Origin of the sequence: Janthinobacterium sp. SUN073, from assembly GCF_030397665.1 — a bacterium.
GTDB lineage: Bacteria > Pseudomonadota > Gammaproteobacteria > Burkholderiales > Burkholderiaceae_D > Janthinobacterium.
The window spans coordinates 129,293-145,530 of sequence record NZ_JAPUBT010000002.1 but is presented as its reverse complement, the minus strand read 5'-3'; the positions used below and the strand labels follow the sequence as shown (position 1 = coordinate 145,530).

General features: G+C 66.6%; 13 protein-coding genes. 2 read left to right on the top strand and 11 right to left on the bottom strand.

Going from position 1 to position 16,238, the window contains the following annotated elements; all coding sequences use genetic code 11:
• Positions 1–5: 5 nt before the first annotated feature.
• Genes O0882_RS08610 through O0882_RS08570 form a run of 9 tightly spaced genes read right to left on the bottom strand, consistent with a single transcriptional unit; the run spans position 6 to position 11,126 of the window.
• Positions 6–1,208, bottom strand: coding sequence for a TIGR03088 family PEP-CTERM/XrtA system glycosyltransferase (locus O0882_RS08610; protein WP_289947032.1), 1,203 nt, complete (start codon positions 1,206–1,208; stop codon positions 6–8).
• The gene (gene xrtA / locus O0882_RS08605; RefSeq protein WP_289947031.1) at positions 1,198–2,790 is read right to left on the bottom strand and encodes an exosortase A; all 1,593 of its coding nucleotides are present in this window, start codon (positions 2,788–2,790) and stop codon (positions 1,198–1,200) included. Before xrtA ends, O0882_RS08610 begins: the two co-directional genes overlap by 11 nt.
• Positions 2,787–4,076: a TIGR03087 family PEP-CTERM/XrtA system glycosyltransferase gene (locus tag O0882_RS08600; protein ID WP_289947030.1), complete on the bottom strand. Its 1,290-nt coding sequence runs from the start codon at positions 4,074–4,076 to the stop codon at positions 2,787–2,789. The genes xrtA and O0882_RS08600 overlap by 4 nt, the downstream gene beginning before the upstream one ends.
• A gap of 15 nt (positions 4,077–4,091) precedes the next feature.
• A complete protein-coding gene (locus tag O0882_RS08595) occupies positions 4,092–5,183 on the bottom strand; it encodes a FemAB family XrtA/PEP-CTERM system-associated protein (protein WP_289947753.1) in 1,092 nt (363 codons plus the stop codon).
• A complete protein-coding gene (locus O0882_RS08590; protein WP_289947029.1) occupies positions 5,183–6,034 on the bottom strand; it encodes an XrtA system polysaccharide deacetylase in 852 nt (283 codons plus the stop codon). Before O0882_RS08590 ends, O0882_RS08595 begins: the two co-directional genes overlap by 1 nt.
• A complete protein-coding gene (wecB, locus tag O0882_RS08585; RefSeq protein ID WP_289947751.1) occupies positions 6,031–7,191 on the bottom strand; it encodes a UDP-N-acetylglucosamine 2-epimerase (non-hydrolyzing) in 1,161 nt (386 codons plus the stop codon). The genes O0882_RS08590 and wecB overlap by 4 nt, the downstream gene beginning before the upstream one ends.
• A 21-nt stretch (positions 7,192–7,212) precedes the next feature.
• Positions 7,213–8,742 (bottom strand): TIGR03016 family PEP-CTERM system-associated outer membrane protein, encoded by a 1,530-nt coding sequence (locus O0882_RS08580; protein WP_289947028.1) that lies wholly within the window; start codon positions 8,740–8,742, stop codon positions 7,213–7,215.
• Positions 8,726–9,577, bottom strand: a complete 852-nt coding sequence (locus tag O0882_RS08575) for an XrtA-associated tyrosine autokinase (RefSeq protein ID WP_289947027.1) — start codon at positions 9,575–9,577, stop codon at positions 8,726–8,728. The genes O0882_RS08580 and O0882_RS08575 overlap by 17 nt, the downstream gene beginning before the upstream one ends.
• 19 nt (positions 9,578–9,596) lie before the next feature.
• On the bottom strand, positions 9,597–11,126 hold the full coding sequence (locus O0882_RS08570) for an XrtA system polysaccharide chain length determinant (protein WP_289947026.1): 1,530 nt from the start codon (positions 11,124–11,126) through the stop codon (positions 9,597–9,599).
• Between the two features lie 252 nt (positions 11,127–11,378).
• On the opposite strand from O0882_RS08570, the gene O0882_RS08565 reads away from it, so the two are divergent.
• Both O0882_RS08565 and O0882_RS08560 read left to right on the top strand, forming a co-directional pair.
• Positions 11,379–12,002 (top strand): XrtA/PEP-CTERM system exopolysaccharide export protein, encoded by a 624-nt coding sequence (locus O0882_RS08565; protein WP_141169290.1) that lies wholly within the window; start codon positions 11,379–11,381, stop codon positions 12,000–12,002.
• 199 nt (positions 12,003–12,201) lie between these two features.
• Positions 12,202–12,948 carry a long-chain N-acyl amino acid synthase gene (locus tag O0882_RS08560; RefSeq protein WP_289947025.1) on the top strand — a complete coding sequence of 249 codons (747 nt, stop codon included), beginning with the start codon at positions 12,202–12,204 and terminating at the stop codon, positions 12,946–12,948.
• 1 nt (position 12,949) lies between these two features.
• Here the strand turns inward: O0882_RS08560 and O0882_RS08555 are convergent, their stop codons facing one another.
• Together O0882_RS08555 and O0882_RS08550 are read right to left on the bottom strand one after the other, a co-directional pair.
• Positions 12,950–13,717 (bottom strand): serine protease, encoded by a 768-nt coding sequence (locus O0882_RS08555; RefSeq protein WP_289947024.1) that lies wholly within the window; start codon positions 13,715–13,717, stop codon positions 12,950–12,952.
• Positions 13,718–13,728: 11 nt separating this feature from the next.
• On the bottom strand, positions 13,729–16,236 hold the full coding sequence (locus tag O0882_RS08550) for a hypothetical protein (RefSeq protein ID WP_289947023.1): 2,508 nt from the start codon (positions 16,234–16,236) through the stop codon (positions 13,729–13,731).
• Positions 16,237–16,238: the final 2 nt, after the last annotated feature.

The window sequence follows — 16,238 nt, the reverse complement described above, 5'->3', positions numbered from 1 at the left end:
GCCTTTCAGGGATAAGTGGACAGGGGAGAGGGCTGGCGCGCGCCCGTCAGGCGGTCGTACACTGCCAGGTAGGCACCGGCCATGGCGGGCAGGCTGTGTTCGGCCAGCACCTGGCGCCGCCCGCGCGCGCCGTGGCGCGGGCCCAGTTCGGGCATGCTGTAGTAGTCGAGCATGGCGTCGGCCAGCATGTCGGGAGAACCGGGTGGCACCAGGGTGCCGCTCCAGCCCGACTGCACCAGTTCCGCATTGCCGCCCACCTGCGTGGCGACGATGGGCAGTCCCGTCGCCATCGCTTCGAGAATGGTGTTCGAACTGCCTTCGGCCAGCGAGGGCAGCACGAACAGGTCCATGGCGCGCAGCAGCTGCGCCACGTCGTCGCGGGCGCCGGGCAGCCAGGCCAGGTGCGCCACGCCGGCCTGCTGCAGCAGGTCCAGGCAAGCCTGGCGGCACGGCCCGTCGCCGACGATGAGCAGGCGCAGGCGCGCGCGGGCACCCGGCTGCGCCAGCAACAGCAGGAACGCCTGCACCAGCGAGGCATGGTCCTTGACGGCGGCCATGCGGCCCACGCTGCCGATGACGAAGGCGCCGTTGCACAGGAAACCGGGCGGCCCGACGGCGGCCGGCGGCCCCAGGCGCGGATGGAATTGCACGCTGTCGACACCATTGCCGATGTGCGATACCTGCGCGGGCGCCGCGCCGATGCTGTCCACCAGCCAGTGGCCCAGGTCGGTGCTGACGGCGATGAAGTGCTGCACCAGCGGCAGCATGCATTTGCGCAGCAGCCGGTATTTGCGGCGGGTGCCGTGCAAGTCGCTCATGTCGCGCCCGTGTTCGCCATGCACGCGCAGGCGCACGCCGGCCAGCCAGGCCAGCAGTTGCGCTTCGAGGCAGCCCAGGTTGCGCGTGTGCACCAGTGCCGGGCGCAGCTGTTTCAGCACGCGGTACAGGCGCAGGTAGTGGCGCCAGTCCTTGCCTTCGAGCTTGTCCAGGCTGATGACATCGACACCGGGCGTGGTCAGGCGCTGGCGAAATGCGGTGGCGTTCTTCAGACAGACGATGGCGTGCCGGTAGCGTTCAGGCGGCAGATGGTTGATCAGGTTCACCAGGCCGTTTTCCAGCCCGCCCACGTCGAGCTGGTGGATCACGTGCACGATCAGCGGGGCGCTGTTGGCCTCCCGTGTGCGGCCAGCATCCGTGTCAAGGGCCATGCGGCAGCTCCTGCAGGCGTTGTTCGATGACGGGCAGCGCCGCCTGCAGGAAGGCGTGCAGGCGCGCGCGCGGCGGCGGCGCCAGCTCGTCGTAGGCGGCAAAGACGAGGATGTCGGCGCCATCCTGGCGTCTGCCCAGCAGCTTGGCTTGCGCCAGCAGCAGCTTTACCAGCACGGGCCGGGCCGTGACGATGCCGCTCTGGCGGTAGATGCGCCACACCAGCAGGCGTTCGCCACCGTGCCCCAGCACGCTTTCGCGCACGGCCAGGGCACGGCTGGCCAGGGAGATGTCTTGCACGCGTTGCGCCAGCGCCATCCAGCGCGCGCCGTATGGCGAGGACTGGTGCGTCAGCAGTTCGGCATCGCGTGCCTGGCGCGCATACCAGCGCAGTTGCAGCCCCACCGGCGCACCGTCGCCGTCCTGGCGCGCATACGTGGCGGCAAAGCGCGCGGGCGTGCCCGCATACGGCGCCTGCCAGGCGGGTGCCACATCGTGCAGGCGCTGCCAGGCGGGCGGATCGGGCAAGGCCAGCACAACGGGGGAACCCGGCGGCACGGCGCCGGCGTCGCGGTGGCTGGCCAGCGCGAGTGCCGGCCACAGCGATGCAAGCAGCAGGCAAGCCACGCTGGCGCGCACGACGGCGTACGGGCTGGCCGCAGCGGCGCTGGCGCCGGGCCGGGCTGATAGGGTGGGCGCTAAGGCGGCGCGCGCCAGCGGCAATTCGCGCCAGCGCGCGGCCAGCCAGAACAGCAGCAGTACCACCAGGCCGAAGAACAGCCAGCCATAGATCAGGTGGTCGACGCCCACGGCCAGGCGCATGTTGCTCAGGTGACCCAGCATCACGATCAGGTAGGCGCGCACGCCATTGGCCAGGATGGGCACGATCAGGGCCGCGGCCATGATGGCCAGGCGCCGCCGCGCGCTGTGGAAGTGCACATGGGCGTACAGGGCACCCAGGGCCAGCGCGGCGATCAGGTAGCGCAAGCCGCTGCACGCTTCCACCACCGACCAGTTACCGGTAGGCAGCGAAAAATTGTTGCCATCGCGAAACACAGGTACGCCCGTCCATTGCAGCGCCGTCACCGTGAAGGCAGCCGTGAAGTCGATCAGGGGATCGAGGAAGACTTCGCCAAACGGCACGGCCAGGAACAGATACGCGAGGGGAAAGGCCAGCAGGCGTATGGCCGGCCAGCCGAGGATGGCCAGCACGCAGGCGGGCAGCATGGCCGTGGCCGCATATTGTTCCACCACGGGCACGTTGGCGGCGTCGGCCAGCAGCCAGGCCAGGCCCAGCGCCCCCAGCAGCAGCAAGCCTAGCCGCGACGGCTGAGGCGCCAGCGCGGCCAGGCGGGCGCGCTGGCGCCAGGCCAGCCAGCAGCTGATGGGCACGATCAGGAAGCCGTGCGCGAAGGTCTGCGAGCGCGACCACAGTTCCAGCATCGACCAGAAGGTGGCGTGGTACAGCAGCACGACGGCGGCCAGGGCCAGCAGCAGGAGCATCATCGCTTGCTGCTGGCCATGTCCGTGTGGCCAGACGGCCGCATCCGGCAAGCGGGCGACCTGGTCGAGCTGCAAGCTCATGTGGATGGCTCCCGCACGGGCAGCGTCGGCATGGCGGCAGTGCTGGTTCCGGCACCGGCCTCGGCAGGCAGGCCCAGCATGGCGCCCAGGCTCCGCAGGTTGCGTTCCCAGTCGTAGTCCTGCAACACCAGCTGGCGCGCCGCCGCGCCGATGGCCGCGCCGCCGCCTTCGGTCCCGCCGCCCCGGGCGTTGCGCAGCACGCGCGCCGCATGGTGGATGAATTCGGCATCGTCGCGCGCCAGCAGCAGTTCCAGGCCCGGCTGGGCGGCGATGCCTTCCAGCGCCTGCGGCGTGGCCAGCACGATCTTGCCCATCGCCATCGCTTCCAGTACCTTGTTTTGTACGCCACGGGCGATGCGCAGGGGCGCCACGGCCAGCGCCGCGCCGGCCAGGTAGGGCCGGATGTCGGGCACCTTGCCCGTCACCACCACGCCTGCCACCCTGGCCAGCGCCGTCACGGCGGGCACGGGCGCGCTGCCGACGATATAAAACTGCACCTGGGGAAACTGGCGCCGCAGCGCGGGCCAGACGTGGCGCACGAACCATTGCACGGCGTCGATGTTCGGCCAGTAATCCATGGCGCCCGTAAATACCAGCGCCTGCACGCCGGGCGGATAGATTGCGCTCTGTGCCGGCATCGGCGCGAAATAGTCCGTGTCGACGCCGTTATTGAAAAATCCCGTCTTGCGCCGCGCCATCGGGGCGCACTGGCGGAACAGGGCCGCTTCGGCGGGCGAGACGAAGCTGGCGGCCGTGAACTGCTGGGCGATATGGCGCTCGTACTGCAGCAGCAGCTGCGCTTCGCGCCGGTACAGCAGCGACAGGGGCCAGGGCTTGCTGTCGCCATACTGGCGCCATTTGTCGGAATCGACGTCGACGAAATCGATCACGCGGTGCAGGGCGCGGCCCGCGCTGCCGTCGATGTATTGGGCCATGGGCCCGGAAAAGGCCAGCGCGTGGCGCACCTTGCCGCTAGACACCAAGCCATCGACCCATTGCAGCAGGCGTGCATCGCGGTAGTACTGCACGCTCATGGCTTGCCGCGACAGCAGCGCCTGCAGGGCGCGCCAGCGGGCCGTGCCGCGCCGCAATTCAATGAAGCGCGTGCTGGCACACAGGGCGGCCACGGTTTTCGCGTGCTGCCAGTCGTCGTCATCGTCGATGAAACAGCCCAGGTGCACGCGGAAATGCCGGCTCAGGTACTGCAGCATGTGCCACGAGCGTATCTTGTCGCCCTTGTTGGGCGGATACGGCAGGCGGTGGGTGAGGAAGAGCAGTTCGCGCATGGTGTGTCCCCTTGCTTAGCCCAGTTGCCGCACGATGTGCGGCCCCAGCAGGTTGGCCAGCGGCAACGGCAGGCGGCGCCAGGCGCGGATGAACAGCGCGTATTTGGGATTCAGTGGATTGATTTCCGGCAAGGCCTTGGCGCGCACCAGCTGGTAGGCGTATGGCAGCGGCTGCGGCGTAAAACCCCAGTTCTTCTTGAAATCCCAGGCGCCCGTGCACAGCTTGCTGCGGCCGAAATCGAACAGGCGGTAGCCGCGCGCGCAGGCGCGGCGCATCGATTCCCAGTACATGAAGTCGTTGGCGCCCGTGCTGCGCGCCAGCGGCGTGCCGCCGCCGTAATACGGCAGTACTTCATCGCGGAAATAGAACAGCAGCACGCTGGCCTGCGCCTGCTGGCCGTGGTACACGGTGAGGATTTCGCAGGCGTCACCAAACACCGCGCGCAGCAGGGCAAAATGGCGGCGCGCGAAGACGGGCGTGCCCAGCCGGTGCACGCTGGCCGCATAGATCGGGTAGAAGCGCTGCAAGTCATAGTCGATGGCGCTGTGCAGGCCGCCGGCCATGGCCTTGCGCACGACGGCGCGCTGCTTGCGGGGAATGGCCAGCAAGTTCTGTTCGGCATCGGGATGCAGGGGGCGGCGGAAGGTCGCGTACAGGGGTTTGTGCAGCCAGCACGCGTTCGCATTTTCCGACGCGTCTTCCTCCACCTCGCGCCAGCGGTATTCCAGGTGCCCCACGCCGAGGCGCCGCGCCAGCGCCAGCGCCGCTTCGTCGAGGGCCAGTCGCACGGCCGGGCTGCCGCCGGCGATGCCGCCGTACACGCAAAACGGCAGCGAGACGAGGGACGAGCCGAACAATCGGCTGCGCACATGCGCCAGCGGCAACACGGCGGCGATGCGCCCGTCCTGTTCCGCGTACAGGAAATGGCTGTCGTGCCTGAAGCCCTGTTCCATGATGGTTTGCCAGCCGGCGCGGTGAAAGAAGGTGGCTTCGGGACAGGCCTCGACAAAGGCATCCCAGCGTGCATGTTCGTGCGCCTGCAGGGACCGCACGGCAATGGCGGCGCTGGACGGCGCCTGGTCGACAGGAAGGCTGGCCTCGTGCATCATGTGCTTTCCAAAAAAATGCGGTCCATGCGGTCCCAGGTGAAGTCGCCCGTCAGGCGTGTCAGCCGCGCTTCCATGCGCCCCAGGTTCAGGTAGTGGCGAAAGCGCGTCTTCGCGCTCAGGCCTGGCGGGCGGGGCTGGCCGGGATCGAGTTCCCAAGGATGAAAATAGAATATGCCAGCTTGCCCGTCGCGCGAATTGATGCGTCGCAAAAGCCAGCGCGACAGTGCATACGGCATCAATCTGAAGTAACCGCCGCCGCCGGCCGGCAGGTTGCGCCCGCGCAAGCGCACGGTGCTGACAGGCAATTCCAGCATGCCGTGCGGCCCCCGTGGGCGCCAGGCGAAGCGGGGAGCATCGGGCATGCCGTAATGGTCGTGGCGGATCGGGTAGATGCTGGAACTGTAGCGGTAGCCCGCTTCCTGCAGCACGTCGAAGGCCCACAGGTTGGCCACGCCGATGGAAAAGCTGGGCGCCCGGTAGCCGTGCACGGACAGCCCCGTCAATTGTTCGAGGATGGTCTTGCTGCGGCGCACATCGTCGGCGAACTGGGGGGCCGGCTGGTCGCACGCGCGCAGGTGCGCATAGCCGTGGCTGGCCACCTCGTGCCCCGCGTCGGCCACGCGGCGCAGCATGGCCGGATAGCGCTCGGCAATCCAGCCCAATGTAAAAAAGGTGGCGTGGATGCGCCGGCTTTCCAGCAGCAACAGGATGCGCTCCATGTTCGCCTCGACCCGGCATTCCAGGCGGGGCCAGTCGGCGCGGGCGATGTGCGGCGCGAAGGCGGACACCTGGAAATAATCTTCCACGTCGATGGTCAGCGCGTTGCGTAAAACCACAGGCGGCGTCATGGCGTGCCCCGGCGCGCCGCCAGCCAGGGCACGATGACGGCGGCGATGCGCTCGGCTGCGTGGCCATCCCACAGGGGCGGAATGCGGCCCCGCTTGCCGCCCGTCTCCAGGATGGCGCGCGCCAGCGCCAGGATGGCGGCCGGCTGCGTGCCGGCCAGGGTATTCGTGCCGGCGCTGACGGTGACGGGGCGCTCCGTATTGGCGCGCAGGGTCAAACAAGGCACGCCCAGGGCCGTGCTTTCTTCCTGGATGCCGCCGGAATCGGTCAGCACCAGGCGCGCGCCTTGCATCAGGCCCAGCATTTCCAGGTAGCCCAGCGGCGGCAGGCAGATGATGGCCTGTCGCGCCAGCAATGGTTCCAGGCCCGCCAGGCGCAAGCCGGCCAGGGTGCGCGGGTGGATGGGAAACAGCAGCGGCAGCTGGCATGACAATTGCCCGAGCGCCTGCAGCAGCGCTGCGAGCTGCGCCGCATCATCGACGTTCGACGGTCGGTGCAGTGTCAACAGGCCATACGCGGGCGGACAGGCGTGGCCGTGGGCGCGCAAGGTGGCGGCGGGCTTGACTGCGCGCGGCAGTTGCTGCCGCAGGCTGTCGATCATGACGTTGCCCGTGAAGTGGATGCGTTCGGGGGCGATGCCTTCGCGCAGCAGGTTGGCGCGCGCGCCTTCCTCGCTGGTCAGCAGCAGATCGGACAATTGATCCGTCAGCACGCGGTTGATTTCCTCGGGCATGCGCCGGTCGCCGCTGCGCAGTCCCGCCTCGACGTGGATCACGGGAATGTTCCGCTTGGCCGCCACCAGCGCGCACGCCAGGGTGGAATTGACGTCGCCCACCACCAGCACGGCGTCGGGCACCAGCGGCGGATGCGCGTCGAGCACGGCGTCGAAGCGGCGCATGATCTCGGCCGTCTGCTGCGCATGGTTGCCGGAGCCGACGTCGAGGGCGATGTCGGGCGCGCGCAGGTCCAGATCCGTAAACAGCTGGCTATTCATGGCCGCATCGTAGTGTTGGCCGGTATGCAATAGCGTCACGCGCACGGCGGGCGTCTGCCGCGCCAGGGCGGCCAGGATGGGCGCCATTTTCATCAGGTTGGGGCGCGCGGCGACCACGCATAGCAGGTGCGCGGGCGCGGCGGACGGTGGCGAAGGATGGGACATGCTGGACATGCTGCTACCTCCTTAGAATTGCATGGTGAGCGTGGCGCTGACGCCGTTTTCGCGGTAGTCTCCACCCCGGTTGCTGGCGTGCCGCATGTGCCGCACATCGATGCTGGCCGTCATGTTCGGCTGCAGGACGCGGCTGTAGCCGGCCGTCACGGTGATGTTGTTGTCGCGCCGGGGCACGCTCAGCGAGCGCACGCCGGCGTAGCCGGCATTGACATTCACGCTGGTGCGCGAACTGGCTTGCCAGTTCCAGCCCACGTTGGCGCCGAACTGGCGCGTGCGGTCTTCGCTGCCGAACTCCATGCCGGGCAGCAAGGCGCTGTCGATGCCGCTGGCCGTTTGCGCCGTACGGTCGACGGCCGTGACGCCGACGACCATCGTGCTTTTGGCCGTGGCGCGCGCCATCGTCAGCTTCAGCTGCTTTTGCAGGAAATAGCGGTGGCTGAAGTAGTTGATGGCGCCCCGTTCCGGCCCCAGGCTGTTGGCGTAGCGCAGGAAGGCATTGATGCGCAAGCGCCTGTCGCGCGCGTTGGGAAAGATGCCGCGCCATAATTGATCGAGCAGCTGGCCCGCGTCGCGGTCGCCCAGGCGCGCAAACTGCGTGGGCATGGTGGTGATGTCTTCGCTGTAGCTCAGTTGCCAGTTGGTATGGCGCTGCAGGAAGTTGGCATCGAGGCTGTAGGTGTGGCCAAAAAAGCGCTTGCCCGTGCTGAAGGCCATGCTGGTGCGCGGCGACGGCGTCCACACGCCGCCCAGCGACCAGAAGCGGCCTTCCGGCGCCTTGCCGCTGCTCGACATATAGCCTTCCTTTTCCATGCCGCCGCTGGCCGTGGCCGCCCATTTTCTGCTGAACGGATAGCGCAGGCCCACGCTGCTGCGCTGCATGCGCACGGGCGCCAGCTTGCTGTCCTGCGTGCGGCGTACATCGTGGCTGGCGTTCCAGGTCCAGCCCTGGCCGCGCGGTTCGCCGCTGAGCAGCAATTCCATTTCATCGCTGTGCACGGACAGCAGATCGCCGCCGCTGGCTACCGTATTGCGCGTGTAGCGCAGCTCGGCCGTGGCCAGGCCGCGGAAGCGGTGGCGCAGGTAGGGGCTGATGCCGGTGGTGCGCACCGTGCTGGTATTGTCCGTGTCGGGCAGCTCATCGATCAATTGCGGGCCGAACGGCGAGATATTGCGCCGGCTCACGCTGGCGTTGGCATCGATGAAGAACCAGTCCTTGACCAGCTCGGCGTCGGCCGAGGCCTGCAGGTCGTGGTTGTCCGTATCGGCACGCTGTCCCGACAGGTATTTATGCCAGCTGTAATCGAGGTGCACGCGCAGGCGCGGGCCCGTGCCGATGAGGGCGATGGCGGGCGCGATTTCCGTGATGAAGTCCGATTGCGCCTGGCTGGGCGGCGCGCGCGTGGCATTGTCCGAATAGCTTTCGCGCAGGCGCAGCGAGGGCTTGACCAGCCAGTCGACAGCAAAGGCCGGCAGGGGCAGCAGCAGGGACAGCAAGGGCAGCAGCGGCAGCGGAACCCGGCGGCTAATCGTAATAGCCATAGCCGTAGTAGTCGTTGCCGGGGAACGATTTGGTCTTGTTGTAGATCAAATGTATGTGTTCGCACGCTTCGATCTGGCGCAGCGCTTCCTTGACGGCGTGCTGGGTCGTCGTTTCCGCCTCGACCACCATCACCACTTGGCCCATCTGCCCCACCAGCGCGTGCGCTTCGCTGGTAATCAGCAAGGGCGGCGAATCGAAGACGACGACGCGGTCGCTATAGCGGCTGGCGATTTCGGCCAGCAGCCGGCTCATGGCCCGGCTGGCCAGCAATTCCGTTGCGTGCTTGTTGCTGCGTCCGGCGGGCAGGATGCGTAGGTTGGCCACGTTGGTTTTCAGGATCACGTCCCCCATCGCCAGCTGCGGGTCGAGCAGCACGTCCATCAGTCCCGGCTCGGGCGGCAGGCCCAGCACTTTCAGCACGGACGGGCGCGCCACGTCGGCATCGACCAGCAGCACCGTGATATCCATTTCCATGGCGATGCTCATGGCCAGGTTGACGGCGCAATACGTCTTGCCTTCGCCGGGCATGGCGCTGGTGACGACGATCAGGTTGCCGTGGCGGATGGCCTCGGCGCCGCTGGCGCGCGCCTGGCGCAGCAGCGGGCGCTTGATGATGCGGAAATCTTCGGCCACCGAACTGCGCCCGCCTTCCTGCGTGAGCATGCCTTGCTCCGCCAGCCGGGCCAGGTTCAGGGGACGGTACCGGGGGGCGGCGGCCGCCGCCGCGCCATCCGCGCCATCCGCACCATTCGTACTATCTGGACCATAGGGCACGCCGGCCTCGGCCACGCCCAGGATCGTGGGTTCCTGCTTGCCGCTGTCCTTGCTGCTCATCGTCGCTCCCTTGGTGGCTCTAGAATTTCAGCAGCGCGGCCGTCATGACCCCGCCGTACAGCAGGAACAGGCTGCCCAGGCAGCCGGCAAAACCATAGCGGGCGCGGCGGCGGCGCACCTGCTGCAGCGGCGTCCAGTTCATCGATACCGTGCCCAGCACATTCAAGCCCGTGGCATCGCGCAGTTCGGCGGGGCTGAGGAAGGTGGGGCGCACCTGGCTGATCAGGAGGGCCGTGGCGACGCCGGCCACCAGGGCCGCGCCCAGCGCCGCGGAAAACAGCAGCGGACGGTTCGGGCCGACAGGCGCATATTGCACCGTGGGCGGGTCGATGATCTTGAAGGCCATCATCTCGGTGGTGGAACTGAGTTCGCCCGACAGCTTGGCCGCTTCGCGCCGGCCGATCAGCTTTTCATAGTTTTCCTTGTTGATGATGTAGTCGCGGTTCAGTTGCGCCAGCTGCGATTCCACCTCGGGTACGGCATTGCTTTGCGCCAGCAGGCGCTCATTGCGCGCGTTGTATTCCTGCACGCGGGCGCGGATGGCTGCCACCTTGGCGTCCGCGTCCGTCAGCGCCACCTTCAGCTGCTGCAGCATGGGGCTGTAATTCTTGCCCGGGTCGCCGGACGCCGTTTTCAGCTTGCTTTCCTCGATCTTGCGCTCTTCCAGCTGGGCAATGAGGCGCTTCGAGGCGATGATGTCGGGATGCAACTCCGTAAATTGCATGCGCAGGGTGTCCAGATTCTTGTTGAGCGAGGCGATGCGCTCATCGAGTTCCGGGTTCGTGATGGCCGCCGCGTTCGGCTCCAGGTCGAGCACGGGTTCGTCGCCTTCGATCTGGCTCAGGATGGCCTTGCGCGCCTGTTCCGCCTCGACCAGTTCCAGCTTGGCATTGTTCAGGCTATCGGATGACATCAGCAGCTGGCTGCCATAGTCGATGCCCTGGCGCGGCAGCAGCAGGTTGTTGCGGATCTTGAATTCCTTCACCAGGTTTTCCGCCGCGCTCAGCTTGTCCTCGTAATTCTTGATCTGCTCGTCGATGAATTGCACGGCTTTCTGCGAATCGCCCTTTTTTCCCTGGAAACTGCCTTCGACAAAGATGGTCAGCAGGCTCTGCACCACGTCGCGCACCAGCTTCGGGTCGCGCCCGCTGTAGCTGATGGTGTAGATATCGTAGGCGCTGGTGCCGCTGATCTTGATGCGGCTCATCAGCTCATCGAGCCGGGCTTCGTGTTCGCGCACGGTCTTCGAATCGAGGTCGAGGTCGACCATGCGCATGACGCGCTCCACGTTCGGGCGGCTGAGCAGGGTGCGGCTCATGATGGCCACTTGCTGTTCCGTGTTCGGCACGCTGGTCATGCCGGCCAACAGCGGCTTGAGAATGGTTTGCGTATCGACAAACACGCGCGCCGACGTCTGGAAGTCGTCGGGTAGCGTAATGACCTTGATGAAGCCACCGATCGCCACCAGCCACGCTACCAGCACCGCATGCCAGCGGTACTTCCAGATGCCTTTCAGGCTGGAAAGCAGTTGCTGTATCAATTCCTCCATGTCGCTTCCTTCAGGTGACGGTGCTGCACGGTCGATGGCTGGGCGGCGCGGACAACGGCGTCTTGCAAGAAATGCTTGCCTGTTGAGTAAGCAAAGTATAGGGCGCTTGTGGAGCAAGATTTCCCAAGATGATTGCTTCTTGATACGCCTCAAGGTTCACTTGCCGGGTTTTAATAATCATAGGAAGTTCGCGGCCCAGGCTGGTTCTGCGGGGCCTGCCATGGACGCGCCATCGACTCGAAGAGGCCCCGCATGAATCCGTTTCGCCGTGCTTTTGTATGCCACACGCTGCTCCTGGCGGGTAGCGCCAGCTTGCTGGGGGGCTGCCGCACACGCTATCCGCTGGCGCCCGCCGACGACAGCGCCCCCATGCACGACTATCTGATCGGCCCGGGCGACTCCGTCAACATCATCGTCTGGCGCAATCCGGAAGTGTCGCTGACGGTGGCCGTGCGGCCCGATGGCAAGATCACCACGCCGCTGGTGGAGGATCTGGCCGCCAGCGGCAAGACCTCGACCCAGCTGGCGCGCGATATCGAGCAAGCCTTGGGCAAGTTTATCCAGCAACCGGTGGTGACGGTCATCGTCACCAATTTCTCGGGCCCGTATGGCGAGCAGATCCGGGTCATCGGCGAGGCGGCCAAGCCGCAGGCGCTGCCGTACCGCCTCGGCATGTCGCTGATGGACGTGCTCATCGCCGTGGGCGGCATCACTGACTTTGCCGCCGGCAACAAGGCCAGCATCATCCGCATGCGCGACGGCAGCCAGCAGCAGCTGCGCGTGCGCCTGGACGACCTGCTCAAGAGTGGCGATATTTCCGCGAATGTCATGATGCGGCCGGGCGACGTGTTGCTGATACCGGAGAGCTTTTTTTAGCAGCGGGCTCGGCAATATTAAAACAGCATTTATATTTGCCTTTTTGTACTTTTTGGCAAATTTCAGCATGCAATTTTGCTATTGAATAGCACTTTCTTCTGTTTTTTTTGCCTGACGCGGGAACTTCTCTGCTTTTTATCTTGTCACAAGGCATTGGCTTCAGTCCGTCTCGACGGCTGCCGATGAACGTGAGGACAAGATGAGCTTTGAAGATGAACCTATTATTTCCTTCGACACGCCCGGTACGTTCAGTGACCTGGTGGTGGGCGAGGGCCAAATTGACCCGGCCATGGAGCACGAGCTCGACCTGCAGCGCTTTCATATCCGCATGGCCAATTCGCGTGGCCGGCGCGAGGCGGCCAGTTTGCTCATCCGCAAGATGTACGGCTGGCGCGGCTATGCCGTCGATCCCGGCATCGCGCATGCGCTGAATAAAATCACCCTGTTTGCGGAAACGGCAGGCGCCACCGTTGGCACCATGACCCTGTGTCTGGACAATGACGAGACGGGCTTGCCCGCCGATGAAAATTTCCGCGACAAGCTCGACGTGCTGCGCGAGGAAGGACGGCGCCTGTGCGAACCGTCGCGCCTGGCCATCGACAAGGGCGTGAGCAAGCGCGTGTTTGCGGCACTGATTCATATTTCTTATATCTATGCCCACAATATTCATGGCTTTACGGATTACGTGATCGAAGTCAATCCACGCCATGTGGTGTTTTACAAGCGCATGCTGGGTTTCAAGGATTTTGGCGGCGAGCGAGAGTGCACGCGCGTGGGGGCGCCGGCCGTCTTGCTGCGCCTGGACCTCGACTACATGGGGGCCCAGATCCGCAAATACGGCGGCATGATGGAACAGCATGGGGGTGAACGGTCGTTTTACCCCTTTTTTTTTCCGACATGGGATGAGCCAGGGATTACCGACCGGCTGCGGCAGGGGCGCAACTGATTCATTTGTTTTTCAGCAAGATCGCCTGCATGTGGCTGCCCGGAATCGCGTAGGTGATGCCGCTGGGCGCGGTGATGGCCGCCTCTTTCAGGCCCTTGACATACACCATGTTGACGATGCCATAGACGAGACCGGTCTCGGGATCGAACAGGGGGCTGCCGCTGCTGCCCGGATACGCCGTCGCGTCCAGCTGGAACACCGTGTACGGCGCTTTTTGCAGTTGCGCCAGGCGCCGGGTGTCGAGGCGCTGCGCGGTGGCGCTGGGCCTGACCACCGGCGTCAGCGACGATACGGTGGCGCGGTGCGTCACGTGGTGCAGACCCAGCAAGGTACCCAGCGGAAACCCGGTAAAGGCCATGGCCTGGCCTTCGCGCACCGTGGCCGCGTCGCCCAGCGCCAGGGCCGGCAGCGGTGCGCCAGCCAGGCGCAGCAAGGCCAGGTCGTGTTCCGTGTCCACCGCCTGGATTTTGGCGGGGCGAAATTGCGCCGCCTCGCCCTGGCCCGTGAGTATGCCGATGGATTCGTCCGGACTGGCGTCGAGCAATTTCTGAACCACATGGGCGCAGGTCAGCACGCTCAAGCCGTCGCCCGCCACGAAACCCGTGCCGAGGAAATTCAAGGGCGGCGTGCGCGTCGCCTGCAGGCTGCCCACGCCGACGACGGACGGCTTCACGCGCGCAATGACTTGCGCCAGGGCTTGGTCGGCGCGGCAGGGCGCGCTGGCCACAGCCAGGACCAGGCAGGACAGCAGGGCAGAAGAGAATGTCAACGGCGGAGATTTCATGGCGGCAGGCTTTCAAGGGGAGGAGGTAACGGGGGCGGCAGCAATGCGCACAGCAGCATCAGATAGCACAGCAGGGCGATGCGCGGCACGTCGAGCAGGCTATCGAACAGGCCGACGACGAGAAAACCCAGCAGGGCGGCGGCGCAGGCCAGCGCGCACTGGTTGCCCGCTGTGGCCTGGCGCAGCAGGCGCAGGCCGGCCAGGGATAACAGGGCCAGCAGGGACAGTGCGCCGCACCAGCCCGTTTCCACCAGCACATGCAGCGCCAGGCTCTTGATATGCCACGGCAAGTGATGGTGGTCGCTGCTGAAAAACCAGTAATTGTTGGCCTGCGTAAAGCGCCCGTTGGCGATCAATTCCTCGCCGCCAGGCGCGCGCAGGCTCAGATTGTCGACGTCGATCACGGACGAGGTGGCCGTGCCGCTGGCCGCCAGTTCCAGCTGCACGGGCGGGCGCAGCAGCCAGGCGCCCGCGCCCAGCCATTTGCTGTCGAACGGCACTTCGTAGTGCTGCCAGGCCGGTACGGGACTGCCAGGCGGTGGCGCTTGCAGGCGCAGGGGAATAGGCACGCAAGCTTGTGCGTACAGCAATTGCCGCTGGCACAGGCGCACCAGCAGCACGGGCATGGGGCCACTTCGGCGCACGTCCAGCGCCAGGGTGTAGTGCGTGTCCGGCTGCAGCGGCAGGCGTTGCAGCAGCCGCAGCAGTTCGCCATAGCCGGCGCTGTAGCCGGGGCTGGCCAGGCGCACATAGGTGTTGGGGGAATTGCCAGGTTGGCCATCTTCTTGCGCATAGGCGATGCTGGCTGGCACTTCGCGCCCCGGATTGTGCCAGTAGTACGTGGCAGGAAAGCTGCCCATGCCCATGCCGAACAGCTGATCGCCCCAGTCGGACTGCTGCATGGCCAGCACTTGCCGCCAATGGCGCAAGCGGCCTTGCATGTCGAAGGCCGTGGTGGCGAAACGTTCGGTGGCGTAATAGCTGGCCGAGACGGGGATGGCCAGCAGCAGCAGGATGCCGGCCGCACCCGCGATGCTCAGGCTGGCCCGGTCCAGCCGCCATAGTGGCGCGCGCAAGCGTCCATTGCACAGCATCAGCATGGCCAGCAACACGACCAGCCCGGCTGGCGCCAAGGCGGGAGCACCGGCCCAGTGCCAGCCTATCCAGACGAGATTGCACGCCAGCATGCTCCACGCCATCATCGCCAGGACCAGCCTGGCCGGGCCTTTGCCGGCAGCGCTGCCCGGCCACAGGGTGCCGGCCAGCAGCGCGCCCGCCAGCAGCACGGTGGCCAGCAGGAACAGGAAATACGGGCCTTTCAGCCAGCCCGCAGCCGGCTGGTAGGCCCCTTCCGGCCACCAGCTGGCAAGCAGCCCCTGCAGGCACAGCGCGCACAGCAGGCTGGCCGGCGCCAGGCGCCACGGCAAGGGCCGCGCCGCCAGCACGAAGCTGGCCGCGAGCAGGACGACGGCGGCGAGCAAGCCCCGGTAGCCGGCCACGCTGAACATGGTCACGAGCAGGACGGTGCCCAGGCCGGCCAGCAGTAGTATCAGCAAGGGTTTGCGCATGGGTCGCCTGCCCGTCGGGCGCCGCGTCGCGCCGGGGGCCGTGCGCAAGGTCTGCCACATGGCCAGCAGCACGGCCAGCAGCACCGCCGCCGCCAGGGCCGCGTACAGGCCCCGTGAAAAGGTGGTACATGCCGCGTGCAGGGCCAGTGCCAGCAGCAGCAAGGCCAGCGCCGCTTGCCAGCGGCTGCGTGCGCGCGCCAGCCACAGGCCTGCAAATGGCAAACTCAGGGCCAGATAGCCGTCCAGCGCGGCGCCGCCCGTGTGCATGGCGGAAAACGGCGCCGTGATGCGGTAGTCGCTGGACAGGTTCGTCAAACCGGGAAACACGGCCCGCTCCCACAGCGCGAACAGCGATACCATGGCCAGCCCGGCCAGCATGCCCGGCAGCGCGTAGCGGCGCAGGGCGGACGGCTCCCCGTCGCGCAGCAGCAGCGGCAGCAGCAGCATGCTCCAGGCCCAGGCCTTGCCCAGTCGCAAGCTGTTGTAGGGGCTCAGGTAATTATCCCAGGCATACACATCGAGGGGCGGCAGCGGCAGCACGCCGCGCAGCAGCGCCGCCAGCCAGGCCAGGCTGCACAGCAGCAGGCAGGCGCGGGCGGCGGGCGAAAGCTGCGCCTGGGCGCTGCGAGCCGGTTCGCCCAGGCGCCAATAGCCGCAGGCTACCGTCAGCAACAGCAGCACGTCGATTTCTTCGAGGAAGAACCAGCCCGTCCACGGCGCCAGGTCGAGCACGGGCAGCAGGGCGGGCACGCAGAACAGCCAGCAGGCAGGACGCCAGCACAGCAGCAGGAAATAGGCGGGCAGCAGGGCGGCAAACAGCAGGCCGGGCCAGCCGTGGCCCAGCGGATAATGGCGCAGGGCCAGCATGCAGGCCGCGCCCGCCAGCAAGGCCAGCAGCCGTGCTGCCAGGCCGGGCGGGGCCGTGTGCGCCGCCATGG

Bases quoted from the DNA above. Each gene is read 5' to 3' on its own strand.
- O0882_RS08570 (WP_289947026.1), bottom strand. From the start codon at position 11,126: ATGGAGGAATTGATACAGCAACTGCTTTCCAGCCTGAAAGGCATCTGG.
- O0882_RS08580 (WP_289947028.1), bottom strand. From the start codon at position 8,742: ATGGCTATTACGATTAGCCGCCGGGTTCCGCTGCCGCTGCTGCCCTTG.
- O0882_RS08560 (WP_289947025.1), top strand. From the start codon at position 12,202: ATGAGCTTTGAAGATGAACCTATTATTTCCTTCGACACGCCCGGTACG.
- O0882_RS08610 (WP_289947032.1), bottom strand. From the start codon at position 1,208: ATGGCCCTTGACACGGATGCTGGCCGCACACGGGAGGCCAACAGCGCC.
- O0882_RS08595 (WP_289947753.1), bottom strand. From the start codon at position 5,183: ATGCACGAGGCCAGCCTTCCTGTCGACCAGGCGCCGTCCAGCGCCGCC.
- O0882_RS08550 (WP_289947023.1), bottom strand. From the start codon at position 16,236: ATGGCGGCGCACACGGCCCCGCCCGGCCTGGCAGCACGGCTGCTGGCC.
- O0882_RS08575 (WP_289947027.1), bottom strand. From the start codon at position 9,577: ATGAGCAGCAAGGACAGCGGCAAGCAGGAACCCACGATCCTGGGCGTG.
- O0882_RS08565 (WP_141169290.1), top strand. From the start codon at position 11,379: ATGAATCCGTTTCGCCGTGCTTTTGTATGCCACACGCTGCTCCTGGCG.
- O0882_RS08600 (WP_289947030.1), bottom strand. From the start codon at position 4,076: ATGCGCGAACTGCTCTTCCTCACCCACCGCCTGCCGTATCCGCCCAAC.
- wecB (WP_289947751.1), bottom strand. From the start codon at position 7,191: ATGTCCCATCCTTCGCCACCGTCCGCCGCGCCCGCGCACCTGCTATGC.
- O0882_RS08590 (WP_289947029.1), bottom strand. From the start codon at position 6,034: ATGACGCCGCCTGTGGTTTTACGCAACGCGCTGACCATCGACGTGGAA.
- xrtA (WP_289947031.1), bottom strand. From the start codon at position 2,790: ATGAGCTTGCAGCTCGACCAGGTCGCCCGCTTGCCGGATGCGGCCGTC.